Below are 4,318 nucleotides of genomic sequence, written 5' to 3'. Positions count from 1 at the left end.
CCCCCCCGGGCGGCCCCCTGGTCTCGTCACCCCAAAACCCTATGCCGCCCCCGGCGGGGGCCCGCGGCGCCCCCTGCGGCGCCGCGCCGACCCCACCCCGCTGCTTCGCAGCGACCCTCCCCACAAGGGGCAGGGTGAGGAAGCGCGTATACGCCAGTGGGTCAGCGCCTTAGGACGATGCGGAAAAGCTGGGCTCCCCACCTCCCCCTTGTGGGGAGGTCGGACCGAAGGTCCGGGTGGGGGTGTGCTGGCGCAGATCTTGAAGAACCTGATTCCTCGTCCCCGTTTTGCGAGAATTGAAGCCGTCGCTTGCCCCGCGCTGCTCCTTGGCGCGATAGGCTTCGGGCACGACGAACACTTCGTCGGCCCGGCCATAGCCGCCGTCGGCGACCTCCTCCACCAGCACCATCGTGTAGGGGCGCACGCCCTCGCCGAAAAAGTCGACGAACATCTGGGTGGTTCGATGGATGAGGTCTGCCTTCTGCGCCTTGGAAAGGGCCGCTTGCGGCATCTTGAAGTTGGCGAATGGCATGATCGTTTTCCTTGGTCTTTCGAGGGTGGATTCAAGCTGTGGATAGAGCCAAGCCGGCTGATTGCCGCCTCAGACCACGCCGCCATTGGCGCGGATAATTTGCCCGTTGACCCAGCCGCTGTCCGGCCCGGCCAGGAACGAGACCAGCCCGGCAATGTCGTCGGGCTGGCCAAGCCGGCCGAGCGGGATCGTCTTGCCGATGGCCTCTATCTGCGCCTCGCTCTTGCCGTCCGTGAATAGGGCGGTTTCGATCGGTCCGGGCGCCACCGCGTTGACCGTGACACGACGCGCGCCGAGTTCCTTGGCCAGGATGTGGGTCATTGCCTCGACGCCCGCCTTGGTGGCGGCGTAGACGCCGTAGGCCGGCTGGTAGAGGCCGACGACGCTGCTTGAGAAATTGACGATGCGGCCGCCGTCGCGAAGCCGGCGCGCGCCTTCCCGCATGCCGCGAAACACGCCGCCGAGATTGATCGCGATCTGCGTGTCGAACGAAGCATCGTCGGTCTGCGCGATCGGCGACGTCTTCATGATGCCGGCATTGTTGACGAGGATGTCGATGCCGCCGAACGCCTTCTCGCCGGCGTCGAACAGCGCTGCGATGCCGTTCGGATCGGCGATATCGGCCTGCACGGCGATCGCCTTGCCGCCGCCAGCCTCGATGGTGCGGACAAGCTCTTCAGCCTCCGCGCGGCCGCGTGAATAGTTGATGACGACGGCGACGCCGTCGCGGGCGAGCCGCTGCGCGATCGCGGCACCGATGCCTTTGGAGGCGCCCGTCACGATCGCCGTTCTGGGTTGATCAGATGCCATGGAAGTGTCTCCGCGTTGTTGGTGACACAGACATAGGCCACGCCAACTTCCGGATAATCACCCGCCTATTGACATCACTATTCGGAAACTGCGAACAAAAGCCATGGATCGGCTGGACACGATGCGGCTCTTCATTCGCGTTCTGGAGCGGCGCAGCTTCACCGCTGCCGCGGCCGATCTCGGCCTGCCGCGTTCAACCGCGACGGAAGCGGTCCGGCGGCTGGAAGAGCATCTCGGCGCACGCCTGCTGGAGCGAACGACGCGGCAGGTGAACGCCACGCAGGATGGCGAGGCCTACCATCGGCGCTGCCTGTCGATCCTGGCCGAGATCGAGGATGCCGAGGCCGCCTTCCGCAACGCCGAGCCCTACGGGCTGCTGCGCATCGACGCCAGCACGCTGCTCACCCGCACATTCCTGTTGCCGCGCCTGCCGGAGTTCCTTGCGCGCTATGTCAGGATCGACCTGCAGATCGGCCAGAGCGACCGGCTGGTCGATCTCGTGCGCGAGGGGGTGGATTGCGTGATCCGCGTCGGCGAGCCGCCCGACAGCGGCATGATCATGCGGCGCCTGGCTGTCATACGCGAGATCACCTGCGCCAGTCCCGCCTATCTCGAACGCCACGGCACGCCCGCCTCCCCCAATGCGCTCGACGGTCACCAGGCGGTGGGCTTCGTCTCGTCGCGCACCGGAGAGACCCTTCCGTTCGAATTCACCGTCGGCGGCAAGACCCTTGAGGTTCGGCTGCCGGGCCGCGTGGCGGCCAACAATTCGGACACCGCCGCCGATCTGGCTCGGCTTGGCCTCGGCCTCATCCAGGCGCCGCGCTATCGCTTCGAGAAGGATCTCGCCGACGGAACGCTCGTCGAGGTGCTGGCCGACTACCCGCCTTCGCCGACGCCGCTGTCGGCGCTTTACCCGCAGAACAGGCAACTCTCGCCACGCCTTCGCGTCTTCCTCGACTGGGCCTCGCGCATCTTCGCCGAGGCTGATCTGTAGGGGTAAGATCAAAGGGTTGGCGTTGCCGAGCGTCTTCTCATTCCCTGAAGGCGCGGCTGATCTGGTCCTGCAGCGGCTTGACGAGGTAGGAGATCACGGTTCGGTCCTCGGTCTTGATGAAGGATTCGACCGGCATGCCCGGAACCAGCTTGACCTCGCCGAGGCGCGCCACCTCGGAGCTCGTGGTCGCGATGCGGACAGTGTAGTAGCTGATGCCGGTGCGCTGGTCGGTGGTCGTATCCGGCGAGGTCCGTTCGACCGTGCCGTTGATTTGCGGCGTGGTGCGCTGGTTGAAGGCCGAGAAGCGCAGCGCCGCCGGCTGGCCGATCCAGAGCTGGTCGATGTCGCTCGGCGCGATCTTGGCCTCGACAGTCAGGCTGTCGCTGTCGGGCACGATCTGCATGATCGTCTGACCAGGCGTGATGACGCCGCCAATCGTATGGGCGATGGACTGCTGCACGACGCCGTCCTGCGGCGCGCGAATGTCGATGCGCCTGAGCTGGTCCTCGGCGGCGATCTTGCGCTCCGTCAGTTCGCCGACCTTGCCGTCGATCTCGCGCAAATCCTTGTTGACGTCGGTGCTGAGCTCGAGGTCGATCTGAATGATCTGCAAATTGATCTCGGCGATCTTGCCCTGGGCCTGCGCCAGGGCGGCCGTCAACTGGCCGCGCTCGCCGTCGAGCCGCGCCGACTCGCGCTCCATGGCGGTCAGGCGGTCGATGGAGATCAGCCGCTTTTTCCATAGCGCGCGTATGCTGGCCAATTCCTCCTCGACAAGCGCGATTTCCTGCGTCTTGGCATCGGCCTGGGCGGTGTCGCCGCCGATCTCTTTCTGCAGCTGGAGGATGCGCTCCTGCAACTGGCTCTTTTGACCGGAACGAGCCGCCCGCCGCGTCCCGAAAACCTGTTCCTCGCCGGCGATGACCTCGGCGATCGCCGGATCGCCGCGGCGATCGAGAAGGTCCTGCGGAAAGGCGATGGCGTCGGCGCCCTGGCGTTCGGCCTCGAGTCGCGCCTCACGCGCCGACAGCTGGTCGAGGGCCTTGGTGACGACGGCCAGATTGGCCGCCGGCATGGTCGGGTCGAGGCGCACAAGCAGCGCACCGTGCTTGACGCGGTCGCCGTCCCGCGCGGCGATCTCGCCGACGATGCCGCCGGTCGAATGCTGCACGTCCTTGACGTGGGAATCGACGACGAGAACCCCCGACGCGATGACCGCTCCCGAGATTCGGGTCAGCGAGGCCCAGCCGCCGACGCCGCCAACCAGCAGCGCGACCGCAATGAGGCCAAAACGCATGTAGCGTCGAATAGATTGGTGGGAGGAGTTGGGCATCGTTCCTCCCCTCATTCACCAGCCGCGGCCACGCCAGGCCGCGGCGCCGGCTCCTCGGTGGCGAGCCTGAGGTGCGGCACGGCGGCCACCGCCGGTTGCGGCCGCGGAAACAGCTTGTTGAGGACGTCTTCCTTGAGGCCGAACGCCTGGACGCGGCCCTGGTTCATGGCGAGGATGAAGTCGACCGTGCCGAGCGCGCTTGGTCGGTGCGCCACGAGCGCGACGATGCCGCCACGCTGCCGCACCGAAACAATCGCCTGGAACAGCGCCTGTTCGCCTTCGGCGTCAAGGTTGGAATTCGGTTCGTCGAGCACCACCAGGAAAGGATCGCGATAAAGCGCGCGGGCCAGCGCGATGCGCTGGCGCTGGCCGGCCGAGACGGCCTCGCCGAGTTCGCCGATCTGCGTCTCGTAGCCGTCGCGGAAACCGACGATGAGATCATGCGCGCCGGCCGCCTTGGCGGCGGCAATGATCAAGGCGGGATCGGCATCGGGCTCGAAACGCGCGATGTTCTCGGCGATCGAGCCGGCAAACAGCTCGACGTCCTGTGCATGTTGCCCGCCGAGGCGGCGGGGTACAACGGCCGACACAGGTACACGTAGGCCGCGTGACCCCCGGCCCGGGCGGGGGGGGGGGGGCCACGGCC

General features: G+C 66.9%; 4 protein-coding genes and 1 pseudogene. 1 reads left to right on the top strand and 4 read right to left on the bottom strand.

Translation table 11 applies throughout. The features are described from left to right. Positions 1–322: 322 nt before the first annotated feature. Positions 323–532: pseudogene (locus NKJ06_RS34685) on the bottom strand (tautomerase family protein); the annotation flags it as partial. 69 nt (positions 533–601) lie between these two features. Then, complete coding sequence (locus tag NKJ06_RS34680; RefSeq protein ID WP_352628682.1) at positions 602–1,342, bottom strand: SDR family oxidoreductase; 741 nt, start codon at positions 1,340–1,342, stop codon at positions 602–604. A 103-nt stretch (positions 1,343–1,445) separates the two neighbouring features. On the opposite strand from NKJ06_RS34680, the gene NKJ06_RS34675 reads away from it, so the two are divergent. Next, positions 1,446–2,339 carry a LysR family transcriptional regulator gene (locus tag NKJ06_RS34675; protein WP_352628684.1) on the top strand — a complete coding sequence of 298 codons (894 nt, stop codon included), beginning with the start codon at positions 1,446–1,448 and terminating at the stop codon, positions 2,337–2,339. 37 nt (positions 2,340–2,376) lie between these two features. On the opposite strand, the gene NKJ06_RS34670 is transcribed toward NKJ06_RS34675, so the two are convergent. Both NKJ06_RS34670 and NKJ06_RS34665 read right to left on the bottom strand, forming a co-directional pair. Continuing rightward, positions 2,377–3,687: an HlyD family type I secretion periplasmic adaptor subunit gene (locus NKJ06_RS34670; protein WP_352628686.1), complete on the bottom strand. Its 1,311-nt coding sequence runs from the start codon at positions 3,685–3,687 to the stop codon at positions 2,377–2,379. Further along, positions 3,684–4,318: ATP-binding cassette domain-containing protein (locus NKJ06_RS34665; RefSeq protein WP_352812418.1), on the bottom strand; the 635-nt coding region annotated here is incomplete at its 5' end. The genes NKJ06_RS34665 and NKJ06_RS34670, both read right to left, overlap by 4 nt.

Origin of the sequence: Mesorhizobium sp. M0293 (genome assembly GCF_040321735.1) — a bacterium.
Lineage (GTDB): Bacteria > Pseudomonadota > Alphaproteobacteria > Rhizobiales > Rhizobiaceae > Mesorhizobium.
Note: the sequence above shows the minus strand (reverse complement) of the source record. Positions and strands in the feature narration are given on the sequence as shown.

What these genes read in the sequence shown, in the direction of transcription:
- NKJ06_RS34680 (WP_352628682.1), bottom strand. Translation starts at nt 1,342, where the DNA reads ATGGCATCTGATCAACCCAGAACGGCGATCGTGACGGGCGCCTCCAAA.
- NKJ06_RS34675 (WP_352628684.1), top strand. Translation starts at nt 1,446, where the DNA reads ATGGATCGGCTGGACACGATGCGGCTCTTCATTCGCGTTCTGGAGCGG.
- NKJ06_RS34670 (WP_352628686.1), bottom strand. Translation starts at nt 3,687, where the DNA reads ATGAGGGGAGGAACGATGCCCAACTCCTCCCACCAATCTATTCGACGC.